We start from the raw sequence: 14,929 nt of genomic DNA on the forward strand, positions 1-14,929 counted from the left end.
CCCCGCTTATCCCGCACGGCGAACCTTGCGGGACGAGCTGGCGGTGGTATTGGTATCCTCGAAGAGAGCAGCAAGCTGTTCGGTCATCGCGCCAGCCAGTTCGTCCGCATCCACGATCGTCACGGCGCGACGGTAATAACGCGTCACATCATGGCCGATACCGATCGCCAGAAGCTCCACCGGCGAACGTGTCTCGATCTGTTCGATAACGGCGCGCAGGTGCCGCTCCAGATAATTGCCCGCATTGACCGACAGCGTCGAATCGTCCACCGGCGCACCGTCCGAAATCATCATCATGATCTTGCGCTGCTCGGGGCGACCGATGAGGCGGTTATGCGCCCACATCAGCGCTTCGCCGTCAATGTTTTCCTTCAGCAGGCCTTCACGCATCATCAGGCCAAGATTGCGCCGTGCACGCCGCCAGGGTGCATCCGCCGACTTGTAGATGATATGGCGCAAATCATTAAGCCGACCCGGCGAGCCGGGTTTGCCGCTGGCCAGCCATTGCTCGCGCGACTGACCGCCCTTCCACGCCTTGGTGGTGAAGCCGAGAATCTCCACCTTCACACCCGACCGTTCCAGCGTACGCGCAAGAATATCGGCGCAGGTGGCCGCAACCGTGATCGGGCGGCCACGCATCGAACCCGAATTGTCGATGACGAGCGAAACCACCGTGTCGCGGAACTTGGTGTCGCGCTCCTTCTTGAAGGAGAGCGGCTGCATGGGATCGATGATAAGCCGCACGAGGCGAGCCGGATCGAGATAGCCCTCTTCCAGATCGAAATCCCACGAACGGTTCTGCTGCGCCATCAGGCGGCGTTGCAGCCGGTTCGCCAGACGTCCGACGGCGCCCTGAAGATGGGCGAGCTGTTTGTCGAGAAACGCGCGCAGGCGGTCAAGCTCCGCCTCGTCGCACAGTTCCTCGGCGTGGATTTCCTCGTCGAATTCCTGGGTGAATATGCGGTAGTCGACCTTCTCGTTGAAATCGTCGAAGGGGCTGTTGGGGCGGCGGGTCTCGCCAGGCGTCTCGGAATCCTCATCGAGATCGTCGGACATTTCCTCGTCCGACATCTCGGCGCCGTCCATCTCGCCTTCTTCCATCTCCTCCTGCGAGGCCTCGCTTTCATCAGCGGGCGTCGCATCGGAACCGGCTTCTTCCTCGACCTGTTCTTCTTCGGTCTCGTTAGTGCGCGGCTGCTCCTCGTCGGATTCTGCCTCCTGGCTTTCCGGCTCGTTATCGTCGTCGCCGAATTCCTCCGCCATCTGCATGGAGGTCAGCATCTTGCGCACCAGCCGCGAAAAAGCCTTCTGGTCGCCAATCACCTTGGAAAGGTCGCTCAGGTCGCCGGCGGCCTTGTCCTCGATGAAGTCGCGCCACAGGTCGAGAACCTTGCCGGCACTGGCCGGTGGCTTTTCACCGGTAAGCTTCTCGCGCACCAAAAGGGCGACGGCTTCGGCAAGCGGTGCATCGTCCTTGGTGTTGATGCCCGAAAAATTCGCCTTGGCATATTTTTCCGTGTTCATGGCCTGAATGTTGGAGGCCATGCCCGGCATGCGCAGTGCACCGATGGATTCCACCCGCGCCTGCTCAACAGCGTCAAAGATCAACCGCGCCTCGGCACCCTGCGGCGACATCACCGCATGGGTGTCAGCGTCATGGCAGGCAAGGCGAAGCGCCATGGAATCGCCAAGGCCACGGGTGACGGCGATTTCCTGCGCGGTGGGTTTCTTGGAAATTTCCGGCAGGCGCATGCGCTCTCCGGCAAGGCCAGGCCGCTCATTGGCGAAAACGACCTCAACCTCTGCATCGCCGGCAACCGATCGCACACATCCGGCAATCGCCTGACGCAACGGTTCGGTATCGACCGCCGTACCCGGTTTTGCTCTGGAATTGTCGCCGCGCGCTGCCATTGTCTTTCCTGTCAGTTGTCGACGCTTCGGAGCCGCCCATCCAAGGATGCGCGGCCCGCCGGCGTCTTCAAGTCATCGGTGATGTTCTCCGGACAAGCCGGGGAAGATCAGGCGCTGAGAACGATGTTCGCAGCACTTTCCTTCAGCTCGACGCCGAAAGCCCGCTGATATTGTTCGGCAACCAGCGTGCGCTCCAGTTCGTCGCACTTGTTGAGGAAGGTCACGCGGAACGCAAAGGCGAGATCGCCAAAGATTTCCGCATTTTCCGCCCAGGTAATGACGGTACGCGGGCTCATGACCGTGGAAAGGTCGCCGTTGACGAAGGCCGAACGGGTAAGATCGGCCACACGCACCATCTTGGAGACGGTTTCGCGACCCTTCGGATTGTTGAGGCTCTTTACCTTTGCGGCAATGATGTTCACTTCCTGCTCATGCGGCAGGTAGTTCAGCGTGGTGACGATGGACCAGCGGTCCATCTGCGCCTGGTTGATCTGCTGCGTGCCGTGGTAAAGTCCCGTCGTGTCGCCGAGGCCGACCGTGTTGGCGGTCGCAAAAATGCGGAAGGCGGGGTGAGGACGGATAACGCGGCTCTGGTCGAGCAGCGTCAGGCGGCCCGAGGATTCCAGCACGCGCTGGATGACGAACATCACGTCCGGGCGACCGGCATCGTATTCGTCGAAGACCAGCGCGACATTGTGCTGGTAAGCCCAGGGCAAAATGCCGTCCTTGAATTCGGTGACCTGCTTGCCGTCTTTAAGGACGATGGCGTCCTTGCCGACGAGGTCGATACGGCTGACGTGGCTGTCAAGATTGACGCGCACGCAGGGCCAGTTCAGGCGGGCAGCTACCTGCTCAATATGGGTGGACTTGCCCGTGCCGTGAAAGCCGGAAACCATGACGCGTCGGTTGTGAGCAAAACCGGCAAGAATAGCGAGCGTCGTATCGCGGTCGAAAAGATAGTCAGGATCAAGGTCGGGCACATAGGCGTCGCCCTGCGAATAGGCGGGAACCCGCAGATCCGTATCAATGCCGAAAACCTCCCGCACGGACACCGTCGTGTCGGGCAGGTTGGAAATATCAAGGTCGATTTTGCTCATCACGTCTCCAAGGCGGGCGGCGGCCACCCGGCCACATCATCAATCAGGCGGTAAACACGAACGTTGGCTTAGCAGAAACCTGACTGCTTTAACAATTGATATGCTTGAACAACAGCCCGAAAACGTTCTTCCGAGCCGCGATCGCCACCATTAGCATCAGGATGGTGCTTTTTGACAAGCTCCTTATAGCGCCTTTTTATCTCTTCCTGCTTTGCACCCGCAGAAAGGCCGAGCGTATCGAAGGCTTTCGCCTCCAGCGTCTTCAACTTGCGGTCCTGCTGCAGGCGCTGGCCGCCGGCCTTTGCCCCGTTTGCAAAACCATTCGTGAAGCCAAAAGGATCGCGGATGCGGGCATTGGCCGCGCCCGCCGCGCCGGAACGCAGCGTGGAGTGCAGCGGGCTGTCGCGCGCAGTCTTGTTCACGCCAACCGTCCAGGTGGGACGATGGCCGGTGATCGCTTCCTTCTGGTAACGGGCGATCTCGGTGTCAGACAGGCCAGAGAAATAATTATAGCCCTTATTGTATTCCTTCACATGCTCGAAACAGAACAGGAAGAATTGCCCCTCGGCATTGCGGCCGACAGGTGCACGGTGAGCGCCCGGCTTGTCGCATCCGTCCCACTGGCAGGTCGGGGCCTGAACCTCAGGTTCCCTGTCCCTTTTTCTGCGTGTACGGATGCGGTCGAAATATTTCGAATCCAGTTTCATGATGCCCTGATTATGGGGTGCGAAAAGGCGCACAACAAGAATTGACAAAGCGGAATGTTGCAGGCTTTTAGGTAGCCCCTTTTAAAGACCAGCCAACAGGATTGGAGCCCATCGCATGTCCCTGCGAGAACGCATAGAAACAAAGCTTCGGCAGAGCTTTTCGCCGGAACGCCTGGTGGTGATCGATGAAAGCCAGATGCATGCCGGCCATCAGCCGGACATAACCGGCACCGGCGAGACGCATATGCGTGTTCAGATAGTGTCTGAAAGCTTCGCAGGCAAGTCACGCATTGAGCGCCACCGGGCGATCAATGCACTTTTGAAACCGGAACTCGACGCCGGGCTGCATGCCCTCGCCATCGAGGCGGCGGCGCCGGGGGAGCCGACGCGGTTCTAGGCAACGCGCGCCTTAAGCCTCAGCCGGGATGCTTTTCCGACAGGAAAGACTGCACCTCGGACGTCGCGACATCGTCGGCCACGAAGGACTGGCCGATGCCGTGAGTTAGGATGAAGGTGAGCTTGCCGCCCTTGACCTTCTTGTCCTGCGCAATTGCCGCCATCAGCATCTCGACCGGCGGCAGTTCACCTGGAATATCCTTCATTGACACTGGCAGACCAACCGCCTTGAGGTGCGCTTCGACGCGCGCGGCATCATCAGGGCTTGCAAGGTTGAGGCGGGCGGAAAACTGGTGCGCCAGCACCATGCCGATGGCGACACCTTCGCCGTGCACCAGCCGCTTGCTGTCATAATTCGTTGCTGCCTCCAGCGCGTGGCCGAATGTGTGGCCGAGGTTCAGAAGGGCGCGTACGCCGTTTTCCTTCTCGTCGGCCACCACCACATCGGCCTTCGCCTGGCAGCTTGTGGCAATCGCCTGGATGCGGGCGGGACCGCCGGTGCGGATTTCATCCCAGTTCTTTTCCAGCCAGAAGAAGAAGTCCGGCTTGTCGATCAAGCCGTATTTCACCACCTCGGCGTAACCGGCGCGGAATTCGCGCTCGCTCAGCGTATCGAGCACCGCCGTATCGGCCAGCACCAGATCGGGCTGATGGAAAACGCCGACAAGGTTCTTGCCTTGGCGGGTATTGATGCCTGTCTTGCCGCCGACGGAGGAATCCACCTGCGACAGAAGCGAGGTCGGTATCTGCACGAAACGCACGCCGCGACGCACGATGCCCGCCGCAAAACCGGCGAGATCGCCGATAACACCGCCGCCAAGTGCAATCACCGCATCGTTGCGCTCCACCCGTGCGGAGAGAACGGCATCGCAAACAGTGACCAGATGTTCGAAGCTCTTGGTCTTCTCGCCTGCGGGCAAGGTCAGCGAAACGGCTTCGATGCCATCCGTCTGCAGGCCGTCCATCAGGCCTTCGAGGTAAAGCGGTGCAACATGCTCGTCAGTGATGATAGCGGCACGCCTGCCCTTCAGCCGCGACGAAATCTCGCCGCCCGCCCTGCCGATCAGGCCCGGTCCGATCAGAATGTCGTAAGCGCGCTCACCGAGCGGCACATGGACAAGACGTTCGTCGGTGTGGATTTCGGAAGGCGTCATGATGCTCAGTCTTTCTGTTCAAGGCCGGCGATGGCGGCCAGCACTTCGGTCACGATGATCTCCTTGCGGACATCGCGGGATTCGATGGTCAGATCCGCTTCCGCATAGATCGGATAACGTTTCTCCATCAGAGCCGCCAGCGTGGCCTTGGGGTTTTCGGTCTTGAGAAGCGGGCGATGATCGCGCTTGTTGACCCTTTCCCACAAAACCTCGATATCGGCCTTCAGCCACAGCGACACACTGCCGCGCGTGATGTGCCGGCGGGTATTGTCGTTGATGAAAGCGCCGCCGCCGGTAGAAATGACCTTGGGGCCACCGCGCAGCAGCCGCTTGACGACCCGCGTTTCCAGCGCCCGGAACTCCTCCTCGCCATAGGTGGCGAAAAGTTCGGCTATCGTCATGCGGGAAACACGCTCGATTTCGACATCCGTGTCGATGAAGGAGACCTTGAGCTGCTGGGCGACCATGCGACCGATCGCGGACTTTCCAGCCCCCATCAGTCCGACAAAGACGACGTTGCGCCCGGCGAGCTTGGCCCGCGCTTGCTCCCCGAGTGTGACCGGGACAGATAAATTCTTTTCATTCATAAAATTGAAAGCCCGTTTGGCATGGATATCTGCAAATGTTTACGAAGCGTCAAGCCAAATTGCTGACTGAATTGCGTTGAATCACATTCATCGCCGCATGCGGCAGCGGCGGACTACCGCTTTTTGATCTTGTCGCCGCTTTCGCTGCACCGCATATACATTCAGACTGCCACCCTCACGGAGCCGCCATGCCAACCCTCTTCCGCTTCACGATGATACTGGCAACCATCGCGGGGCTGATCTATGGCGGCATGGTGCTGCTGGTAATGTTCGTCAAGCCCAATGATCGCGAGGTGACGGTGCGCATTCCTTCCGAGCGGCTGAACCCGCCGTCGGCGGAGCCGGCAAGGCGCACCCCATGAATAGCAAAGAGATGAGCGGGCGGGACGGCGCGCGGCTCGAAAGTTTTCTGGAAATGATGAGCGCCGAACGGGGTGCCGCCGCCAATACGCTCTCTTCTTACGAACGCGACCTTTCCGATCTGCGTGAATTTCTCGGTGGCCGAGGCCAGTCCTTGATGGAAGCCGCAACGGCAGACCTGTCGGCCTATCTGACCCATCTTTCCACTCAGGGCTTTGCAGCCACGTCGCAGGCAAGACGCCTGTCTTCCATGCGGCAATTCTACCGGTTCCTCTATTCTGAAGGACTTCGCGGCGACGACCCGACCGGTACCATTGATGCGCCCAAGAAGGGCCTCACCCTGCCCAAGACGATGAGCGTCGCGGACGTAACGAAACTTCTTGGCATCGCTGCTGAAGAGGCCGCCTTAACCGGCCCCGGCCAGCTTGCCCGCATCCGCATGCATCTCCTGCTCGAACTTCTCTACGCGACCGGCATGCGCGTCAGCGAACTCGTTTCGCTGCCGGTCAAGGTTTTGCGCCAGGAGGGACGCTTCCTGATGATCCGCGGCAAGGGCAACAAGGACCGTATGGTGCTGCTGTCTCGCGCGGCCATCGACGCGATGGAAAAATACGACGCGGCCAGGAAGTCGCTCGTACCTGAGAAAAGCAGGACGCCCGCGTCCCCCAAAAAGGCTGACAGTCCGGAAAGTCCGTGGCTGTTTCCTTCAAACAGCAAGGAAGGGCATCTGCCGCGACAGGTTTTCGCCCGCGACCTGAAGGACATTGCCATTCGCGCGGGCCTCAATCCCTCGGCGGTGTCACCGCATGTCCTGCGCCACGCCTTTGCCAGCCACCTTCTGCAGAACGGCGCCGACCTGCGCGCCGTGCAGGAACTGCTCGGCCATTCCGACATTTCCACGACACAAATCTATACACATGTGCTGGAAGAACGCCTGCAAGAGCTGGTACAAACACATCACCCCCTTGCCAAACAGGGCAAAAACCTTGATTAGAGCGACCGGAACCGCCGGATAATCCGGCTCAAACCTTGCGCAAAACGATCGGAAACGGATCTCATGCACAATTATCTCGACTTCGAAAAACCTATCTCGGACCTTGAAGGCAAGATCATCGAGCTGAAGAAGCTTGCCGATGAAGACGAGAGCATAGACACCTCGGAGGAGATCAATCGCCTGGAATCACGCGTCAATGACGCGATGCAGGATATCTATTCCAAGCTGAACGCCTGGCAGAAAACGCAGGTCGCGCGCCATCCGCAGCGCCCGCATTTCGTCGATTACGCCAAGGCGCTGTTCACGGATTTCACGCCGCTTGCCGGCGACCGCAAATTTTCCGAAGACGCTGCCATTCAGGCAGGCCTTGCCCGCTTTAATGGCCAGCCCGTCGCCATTATCGGTCAGGAAAAGGGTAATGACACCAAAAGCCGCCTGAAGCACAATTTCGGCAGCCCGCGCCCGGAAGGTTACCGCAAGGCGATCCGCGTGCTGGAACTGGCTGACCGCTTCTCGCTGCCGGTCGTGACCCTCATCGATACCGCTGGTGCCTATCCCGGCGTCGGCGCAGAAGAGCGCGGTCAGGCAGAAGCCATCGCCCGCTCGACGGAAATGTGCCTCAACGTCAAGGTGCCGATCGTCTCCGTCGTCATCGGCGAAGGCGGCTCGGGCGGCGCAATCGCGATCGCCACGGGCAACCGCGTCTACATGCTCGAACATGCGATCTATTCGGTGATTTCGCCGGAAGGTGCCGCTTCCATTCTCTGGCGCGATTCGACCCGTGCCAAGGAAGCCGCGACCAACATGAAAATCACCTCGGAAGATCTGAAGTCGCTTGGCGTCATCGACGGCATCATTCCCGAGCCGATGGGCGGCGCGCATCGTGATCCGGCGGCCGTGATTGGTGCCACCGGCGACGTTATCGCCAAGGCGCTCGCCGATCTTTCGCAGCGCTCGGGCACGCAGCTGCGCGCCGAACGCCGCCAGAAATTCCTGGATATCGGCAGAAACCTTTAGAGCGTTTCCAGTAAAAATGCGCAGCGGTTTGCGTGCGGAAATGCGCAAAAAGAGGCAGTTAGATTTTTTGGTGGATCAAAAAGAAGCCAAAACAATCTAGCTCCAGCCTTATTTTCCTTGAATCTCGCCCCAACTCGGCCATAGTCCGGACACATCAACAGATGTATCGGCGGCCGCAGGGGCGGGTCCGATTTGAGTTAAGAAGATGTAAACGGTTAATACCGTATTTAAAATACACGCGGGACGGTGTAGAACTCCGTCGCCCGTGCCATCGTCTTTCGGATCAGATCATGCGTTTGACACAATTTGCTCTTCTCGCCTGCACCGCGCTCATTCTCAGCGGCTGCAACGATACGCTCGAAACCGTCGAACGCGACGTCTCCCACGTTAAAAACAAGGTTGATTACCCGCTTTCTCCGTCCATTCTTGCCGAGATCGACAAGAAGAACATGGATCGCACCTCACCGATCATGATCCGCATCTTCAAGGAAGAAGGCGCGTTGGAAATCTGGAAGGCCAAGCGCGACAACCGCTTCGACAAGATTGCCGAATACCAGATTTGCGCCTGGTCCGGCAAACTCGGCCCCAAGGTGAAAGAGGGCGACCGGCAGGCGCCGGAAGGTTTCTACAACCTGACGCCCGCGCACCTCAATCCCAACTCTAAATATTACCTCGCCATCAACACCGGCTTTCCGAACCGCTACGATGCCGCCAACGGCCGCAACGGCACCAACCTGATGATCCATGGCGCCTGCTCGTCCTCCGGCTGCTATTCGATGACGGATGCGCAGATCCTTGAAATCTACGGTTTCGCCCGCGACGCCTTCAAGGGTGGCCAGAAGACCGTTCAGCTGCAGGCCTTTCCCTTCCGCATGACCGCGGAAAACATGGCCCGCCACCGCCAGAGCGAACATCTCGATTTCTGGAAGATGCTGAAGGTCGGTTACGACAATTTCGAAGTCACGAAACGCCCGCCAGAAGTGAATGTCTGCGAGAAGAAATATGTCTTCAACCAGCAGACCGAAGGCGGCACGTTCAACGCATCTGCGCAATGCCCGGCTATGAGCACGCCGCCGGCACTGGTGAGCGCGCTTTCGAGCTACGAAAAGACCTATGATCTCGCCTATGAAAAGGCGATGAAGAAATATGACGGCATGGCCTGGTACGACCCGAGCGAGGCGGAGCGCAAGGCGCTGGTTGCCGAAAAGCGCAAGGGCCGCGAACCCGCTTATGCTCCGACCGGCTCGGCGCTGAAAGCCGGCAAGCTGATGAAGGAAACGGAATATGCCGCGCTGATGGAGAAGAAGGCGCAGCAGGTGACCTCGTCTTCGCCGGCGACCACCGCAACCGCGTCTTCTCTGCGGACGCCGCATCCTTCGGCAACCCAGCCCGCAGCTCCGCAATCGAACCCTGCCCCGGCGGCCCCGACAATGGTTGCCGCTGCTACGCCTGCGGCTTCGGGGCCTGGTCAGAACGGAACTGCCGCCCAGGTCCCTGTGCCGGCCATGAACCCGCTCGCTTTTTCCGCAGCACCGCCAGCGGAAGCGCCGGAAAAGAAGCCGTTCTGGAAGTTCTGGGCCAAGGAATGACCGACACGGCTGACATAATTTTCGACTTGAGGGGGCTTAAATGCCCCCTTCCGGTTTTAAGAAGCCGTAAAAAACTCGCTGGCCTGCAGGCGGGCGATGTTCTTGTTGTAGAGACGACCGACCCGCTGGCGGTTATCGATATTGCCCATATGTGCAACCAGGATGGGCATAGCCTGGTTGAAACTACGACGTTGACCAAAGGACACCGATTCAGGATCGTGAAGGGAGCGTAATTACCCTCGCTGCCGAGAATACTCCACTCGATCTCCCCCTTGAGGGTGAGATACTCGACAAGGTAAAGGGTGCCCTGCCCACAGGTTTCAACCACAGTTTTGCGACCTAAAACCTCAACCCCGAAACCGCCAGCGGATTGTCCGTCATCGCCTGCCTGTCCGGACGGTCGATGCCCGGCGTGCCGGTGAACGCAGCAAACAGGTCCTGCACGAACGCCTCCGGCAAATCCTTGGTAATCAGCACCATGCGCGTGCGCTGGTCAGATGGGTCCGGCCATACCGCGAGGCGCTCGGGTGTGTGGAAAATGTTCTGTACCCCGTGCAGCACAAGGGGTCGGTCCGGATTGTCCGACAGCTTGACGACGGCCTTCATCCGCAACAACTTTTCCCCATGCGCCGAACGCAGCAAGTCCACGAACATGTCGATTGCCATCGGGGCTATCGGCTGGTCGTGAATGATCGAGAAGGAACGGATCGACGCGTCGTGCCGGTTCACATCGTGGTGGTGATGGTGGCCATCGTGGTCGCCATGATGGTGGTGGTCATGGTCATGGTCATGGTCATGGTGATCGTGTTCCGCCTCTTCCCCCAGCCAGCGGCCGACATCGGCATTTTTGCTGCCGGGATCGTAAAGACCGTTATCCAGCAGTGCGGCAGCACTCCAGTCGGCCCGGTCACCATCCTCGATCGTCGCGCGCGGGTTTAGCGCCTGAAGGCGAGCCGTCAGCGTGGAAATTGTGGAAGCATCGGCAAGCGCGCGCTTCGTCATCACCAGCCTGTCGGCCACCGCCGCCTGCTTCACCGCTTCCTCGTGATTATCGAGTGTGGACAGGCCGTTCACGGCATCCACAACCGTAATGATGCCGTTCAGAACGAAATTCTGCGCAATCACCGGGTTGCCCATGACAGACTGCATGACGGGAGCGGGATCAGCAAGACCGGTGGTTTCGATCACGACCCGCTTCACCGGCTTCAGCTTGCCGGTCTGGATGCCGTCCATCAGTTCCGCCAGCGTATCCACCAGCTCGCCGCGAACGGTGCAGCAAAGGCAGCCTTCCGCCAGTTCGATGATGCCCTCGCCTGCACTTTCAACCAGCATATGGTCGATGCTGACATCGCCGAATTCATTGATGATGATCGCGGCGTCGCTCATATCGGGGTCTTTGAGAAGCCGGTTGAGCAGCGTCGATTTTCCGGCGCCGAGAAATCCGGTGATGATGGAAACCGGTATGCGATCGCGAGACATGTCTTGCCTGTATGTTGATGGCCGCTCCGGCAGATCGTTGGACGATATTAGATCCGGAACCGCGCAATAATCACAAAAAATCGCCCGAGGCCTGAAGGCCACGAGCGACACTGTAATATCATAACAAACCGAAGCTGCGAATACAGATTCCGCTCAGTGTTCAGGCTTCGCGCGCACCCTAATCCATAAGAGTGCGGTTAGGCGAAATCAGAATGTCGGACGCGGGATCGGAATCGGCACGTTAGCCACTTGTCCCTTGGCGCTCGCACCCTTGGCGGTGTTGACCGCCACCGTCTCACTGCCGGGAATGAGACCCGCGAAAGAATATTCCGGCGGACGGGTCATTTCCGTAACGTAGGGCGAATGGATGACCATGCGGCCGGTCTCGTCTCGGCTTTCGCTGCGCACCTTGGCTGCCTTCGGATTGCAGATTTCGGCACTGACGTCGTTTACCTCGGCGGTATCGCCATAGGGTGCCAGCGAGGCGAGTGAAACGCCTTGGCCCGAGGGCGCCGTCAGTCCCATCTGCAGCAGATCAGCGGACTGGTCGGTTCGCCCGGCAAGGCTATCTGCCCCCAGCACCACAGTTATGACCGAACGGCCGTTGCGCACGGCGGAGGACACCTGGTTGAAACCGGATGCGCAGATGAAGCCGGTCTTCATGCCATCTGCGCCATCAAAGCGGCCAACAAGCATATTGAAGTTGGCGTAGTCCTTCTTGCCGGTGGTGACACCTTCCAGCGAGAAATAATGGGCATATTCCGGGAATTCCCGCTTGATGATCAACGCCAGAAGCGCAAGGTCACGCGCCGTCGTATATTGGCCCTTGCCGGGCAGGCCGTTGGCGTTGATGTAACGGGTGGAGCTCATGCCCAGCCGCTGCGCCTGCGCATTCATCTGCGCCACGAAATTATCGCTGGTGCCGCCGATGGTTTCGGCAATCGCCACGGCGATATCATTGGCGGATTTGATGAGCAGCAGCTTCAGTGCGCTGTCCATCGTCAGCTTCTGGCCGGGCTTGAAATACATTTTCGAGGCCGGCTGGTCGGCGGCCTTCTTGCTCATCACCACTTCCGTCTGCGGGCTGAGCTTGCCGGCCTTCATCTGCGAAAAGGCGATATAGGCGGTCATCAGCTTGGTCAGCGAGGCCGGATACCACTTGCGGAACGCTTCTTGGTGGGAAATCACCTTGCCGGTTTTGACATCGACCACCATTTTCGGATTGGCATTCGCCACGGGTGCAGCGGCAACAAGGCCGGCGGTCATGATGGCAATGGCTGCGGAGAGCCGCCGGGCGGCGTTTGGCGATTTAAGATTCTGTGGCAAGGCTTATCCTCGAATTCCCGTCTTCAGTCAGGGAATGGCAATATTCACCATATATGTCCTAGCAATGGCAAAGTACATTGATTACGTCAATTATGCGGCGCACTATCCACTGCGGAGGATAGGCTTTTACGCCATGCCGCACCGATGAACCCAGGAATGAACGAATGCCGATTTTGAACAGAGCCGCCGAACTTCAGCAGGAAGTCAGCGAATGGCGGCGTCACCTGCATGAAAATCCCGAGATTTTGTATGATGTCGACAACACCGCAGCTTTCGTTGCGGACAAGCTGAAATCTTTCGGCGTTGACGAAATCGTGACCGGTCTTGGCCGCACGGGCGTGGTCGGCATCATCAGAGGCAATATTCCGGGCAATCGCACCATCGGCTTTAGGGCGGATATGGATGCTCTTCCCATCCTAGAGGAAACCGGCAAACCCTGGGCTTCCAAAACCGCAGGCGCCATGCATGCCTGCGGCCACGACGGCCACACCGCCATGCTGCTTGGCGCCGCCAAATATCTCGCGGAAACCCGCAATTTCACCGGGTCCATCGCGGTCATCTTCCAGCCCGCCGAAGAAGGCGGCGCGGGTGCGCTCGCCATGGTCGAGGACGGCCTGATGGAGCGGTTCGGCATCGATGAGGTCTACGGCATGCACAATATGCCGGGTATTCCGCTCGGCTCGTTCGCCATCCGCAAGGGTGGTATCATGGCGGCACCGGACAAGTTCTCGATCACTGTCAAAGGTCGTGGCGGCCATGCGGCCCAGCCGCACCGCACGATCGACCCGATCACGATCGGCGCACAGATCGTCGGCAATCTGCAGATGATCGCCTCGCGCAATGCCGATCCGATCCGATCCGTGGTTGTGTCCGTCACTCGCTTTCACGCCGGCTCCAGCCACAACATCATTCCCAACGACGCGCTGATTGCCGGCACGGTGCGTAGTCTGGACGAGACGGTGCGTGATCTCGCGCAGGATCGCATCAAGCAGATGGCGGAAGGCATAGCGCTAGCAAATGGAGCGGAAGCCGAGGTCGTCTATGAGCGTTATTGCCCGGTGACCTTCAACCATGCGGACGAGACCGACCACGCCATCCGCGTCGCCCGCGATGTAGCTGGTGAAAAGAACGTCGACCCCGATGTCGACCCTTCCATGGCGGGCGAGGATTTTTCCTTCATGTTGAAGGAAAGGCCGGGTGCCTTCATCTTCATCGGCAACGGCGATTCGGCCGGCCTTCACAACCCTGGATACGATTTCAACGACGACGCCATCGCCTACGGCATTTCCTATTGGGTGAAACTTGCCGAGCAACGCCCGACGAACTGACTGCCGGGACGCAAAGAAAGCAGAGGAACAGATCGACCGCGATAAAGAACGCGGTTGATCCGCCGGCTACGGCAGGTTAAAGAGCAATTCAGTGTCCACGTAGCTCAGCAGGATAGAGCACAGGATTCCTAAAACAAATTGGGGGTTGCGCCCGGAAACGACGCAATCGATCTGCTCAAAGTCGGGGAAAGCTTCGCTGGTCTTCCAGCATGCCAATCCCGAGCCAAGCTCCGGAGAAATCCGGTGAAGGTGTAGAGACTGGATGGGCAGCACCTAAAAGCCGAAAGGCTCATGGTGAAGGGACAGTCCAGACCACGAACGTCCTATCCAATGGAGATGGGCGGCGGCTAAAGCCGAAGTGGTATGAATCCTGGGGTCGGAGGTTCGAATCCTCTCGTGGACACCATTTTCCTGTAAATTCAGTTTAAAACAATAATATAGAAAAGAGCGGAATGTCGTGACCCGCTTCACTGCTCGCCATGCGGCTCTAGTCCTAGACAAACATAATAGCTGTCCCGTTTCGGTCAGCGTGCACACCGGTATTTTCGAACGGCGACCGCATCGATTGGTCACGTTCGTTTTACCAATTAGCTCCGGTCTTTTGCGCGTTTGATCGCAAACACATCTCGTGCATCCACAAACAGCACCTATCTAAGATGCTCACACCCGATGAAGGAGACAGAATGATCAACGAATATGGCCCATACGTACAGATGGGAACGCTTGCAGAGCAGATGGCCACCCGATACCGGATGGACCCAAATCTCGCACTGGAACCGCACCTGTTGCACTATATGGAAGAAGTCGAGGTAAATATCGCCGCCGACAGCTTCGATCATGTTGGGTTCATGGACAAGATCCGCAGCCGGCTGGAAATGACACTGGCGAAGACCGTCGACCCTCGATGCCGAGAATTCCTGCATGCGGTTGTGGTCGCACTTCAGGAGCGTATCGATCGTCATTCACTCGACGTTGCGTGATCGC

15 protein-coding genes are annotated in these 14,929 nt (G+C 58.8%); 8 read left to right on the top strand and 7 right to left on the bottom strand.

The window, feature by feature from the left end; all coding sequences use genetic code 11:
• Positions 1-6: 6 nt before the first annotated feature.
• From cobT to RBH71_RS07405, 3 genes are all read right to left on the bottom strand, one after another.
• The gene (gene cobT, locus RBH71_RS07395; protein WP_111801040.1) at positions 7-1,911 is read right to left on the bottom strand and encodes a cobaltochelatase subunit CobT; all 1,905 of its coding nucleotides are present in this window, start codon (positions 1,909-1,911) and stop codon (positions 7-9) included.
• A 107-nt stretch (positions 1,912-2,018) separates the two neighbouring features.
• A complete protein-coding gene (cobS, locus tag RBH71_RS07400) occupies positions 2,019-3,008 on the bottom strand; it encodes a cobaltochelatase subunit CobS (RefSeq protein WP_003511352.1) in 990 nt (329 codons plus the stop codon).
• A gap of 68 nt (positions 3,009-3,076) precedes the next feature.
• On the bottom strand, positions 3,077-3,715 hold the full coding sequence (locus RBH71_RS07405; RefSeq protein WP_013761799.1) for a J domain-containing protein: 639 nt from the start codon (positions 3,713-3,715) through the stop codon (positions 3,077-3,079).
• Between the two features lie 115 nt (positions 3,716-3,830).
• On the opposite strand from RBH71_RS07405, the gene RBH71_RS07410 reads away from it, so the two are divergent.
• Positions 3,831-4,112, top strand: coding sequence for a BolA family protein (locus RBH71_RS07410; protein WP_019564879.1), 282 nt, complete (start codon positions 3,831-3,833; stop codon positions 4,110-4,112).
• Between the two features lie 19 nt (positions 4,113-4,131).
• Here the strand turns inward: RBH71_RS07410 and aroB are convergent, their stop codons facing one another.
• Complete coding sequence (gene aroB, locus RBH71_RS07415) at positions 4,132-5,265, bottom strand: 3-dehydroquinate synthase (RefSeq protein WP_003511355.1); 1,134 nt, start codon at positions 5,263-5,265, stop codon at positions 4,132-4,134.
• Positions 5,266-5,270: 5 nt separating this feature from the next.
• On the bottom strand, positions 5,271-5,852 hold the full coding sequence (locus RBH71_RS07420) for a shikimate kinase (protein WP_003511357.1): 582 nt from the start codon (positions 5,850-5,852) through the stop codon (positions 5,271-5,273).
• 188 nt (positions 5,853-6,040) lie between these two features.
• Between RBH71_RS07420 and RBH71_RS07425 the strand changes: the two genes are divergently transcribed.
• The 5 genes from RBH71_RS07425 to RBH71_RS07445 all read left to right on the top strand — a co-directional run bounded on the left by RBH71_RS07425 (position 6,041) and on the right by RBH71_RS07445 (position 10,045).
• Positions 6,041-6,214, top strand: coding sequence for a hypothetical protein (locus RBH71_RS07425; protein ID WP_003511358.1), 174 nt, complete (start codon positions 6,041-6,043; stop codon positions 6,212-6,214).
• A gap of 11 nt (positions 6,215-6,225) precedes the next feature.
• Complete coding sequence (gene xerD, locus RBH71_RS07430) at positions 6,226-7,206, top strand: site-specific tyrosine recombinase XerD (protein ID WP_416349315.1); 981 nt, start codon at positions 6,226-6,228, stop codon at positions 7,204-7,206.
• Between the two features lie 63 nt (positions 7,207-7,269).
• On the top strand, positions 7,270-8,223 hold the full coding sequence (locus tag RBH71_RS07435) for an acetyl-CoA carboxylase carboxyltransferase subunit alpha (protein ID WP_003511360.1): 954 nt from the start codon (positions 7,270-7,272) through the stop codon (positions 8,221-8,223).
• Positions 8,224-8,513: 290 nt separating this feature from the next.
• The gene (locus tag RBH71_RS07440; RefSeq protein WP_111801038.1) at positions 8,514-9,812 is read left to right on the top strand and encodes a L,D-transpeptidase family protein; all 1,299 of its coding nucleotides are present in this window, start codon (positions 8,514-8,516) and stop codon (positions 9,810-9,812) included.
• Positions 9,809-10,045: a sulfurtransferase TusA family protein gene (locus tag RBH71_RS07445; protein WP_019564883.1), complete on the top strand. Its 237-nt coding sequence runs from the start codon at positions 9,809-9,811 to the stop codon at positions 10,043-10,045. Before RBH71_RS07440 ends, RBH71_RS07445 begins: the two co-directional genes overlap by 4 nt.
• A 106-nt stretch (positions 10,046-10,151) precedes the next feature.
• Here the strand turns inward: RBH71_RS07445 and RBH71_RS07450 are convergent, their stop codons facing one another.
• Together RBH71_RS07450 and RBH71_RS07455 are read right to left on the bottom strand one after the other, a co-directional pair.
• Positions 10,152-11,291 carry a CobW family GTP-binding protein gene (locus RBH71_RS07450; protein WP_111803046.1) on the bottom strand — a complete coding sequence of 380 codons (1,140 nt, stop codon included), beginning with the start codon at positions 11,289-11,291 and terminating at the stop codon, positions 10,152-10,154.
• A gap of 207 nt (positions 11,292-11,498) precedes the next feature.
• A complete protein-coding gene (locus RBH71_RS07455) occupies positions 11,499-12,557 on the bottom strand; it encodes a D-alanyl-D-alanine carboxypeptidase family protein (protein ID WP_046205618.1) in 1,059 nt (352 codons plus the stop codon).
• A gap of 224 nt (positions 12,558-12,781) precedes the next feature.
• On the opposite strand from RBH71_RS07455, the gene RBH71_RS07460 reads away from it, so the two are divergent.
• Together RBH71_RS07460 and RBH71_RS07465 are read left to right on the top strand one after the other, a co-directional pair.
• The gene (locus RBH71_RS07460; protein ID WP_111803047.1) at positions 12,782-13,945 is read left to right on the top strand and encodes a M20 aminoacylase family protein; all 1,164 of its coding nucleotides are present in this window, start codon (positions 12,782-12,784) and stop codon (positions 13,943-13,945) included.
• Between the two features lie 683 nt (positions 13,946-14,628).
• Positions 14,629-14,925: a hypothetical protein gene (locus RBH71_RS07465; protein WP_013761805.1), complete on the top strand. Its 297-nt coding sequence runs from the start codon at positions 14,629-14,631 to the stop codon at positions 14,923-14,925.
• The last annotated feature ends 4 nt before the right edge of the window (positions 14,926-14,929 follow it).

It is taken from the genome of Rhizobium sp. AN68 (assembly GCF_030758035.1).
Classification (GTDB): domain Bacteria; phylum Pseudomonadota; class Alphaproteobacteria; order Rhizobiales; family Rhizobiaceae; genus Agrobacterium; species Agrobacterium tumefaciens.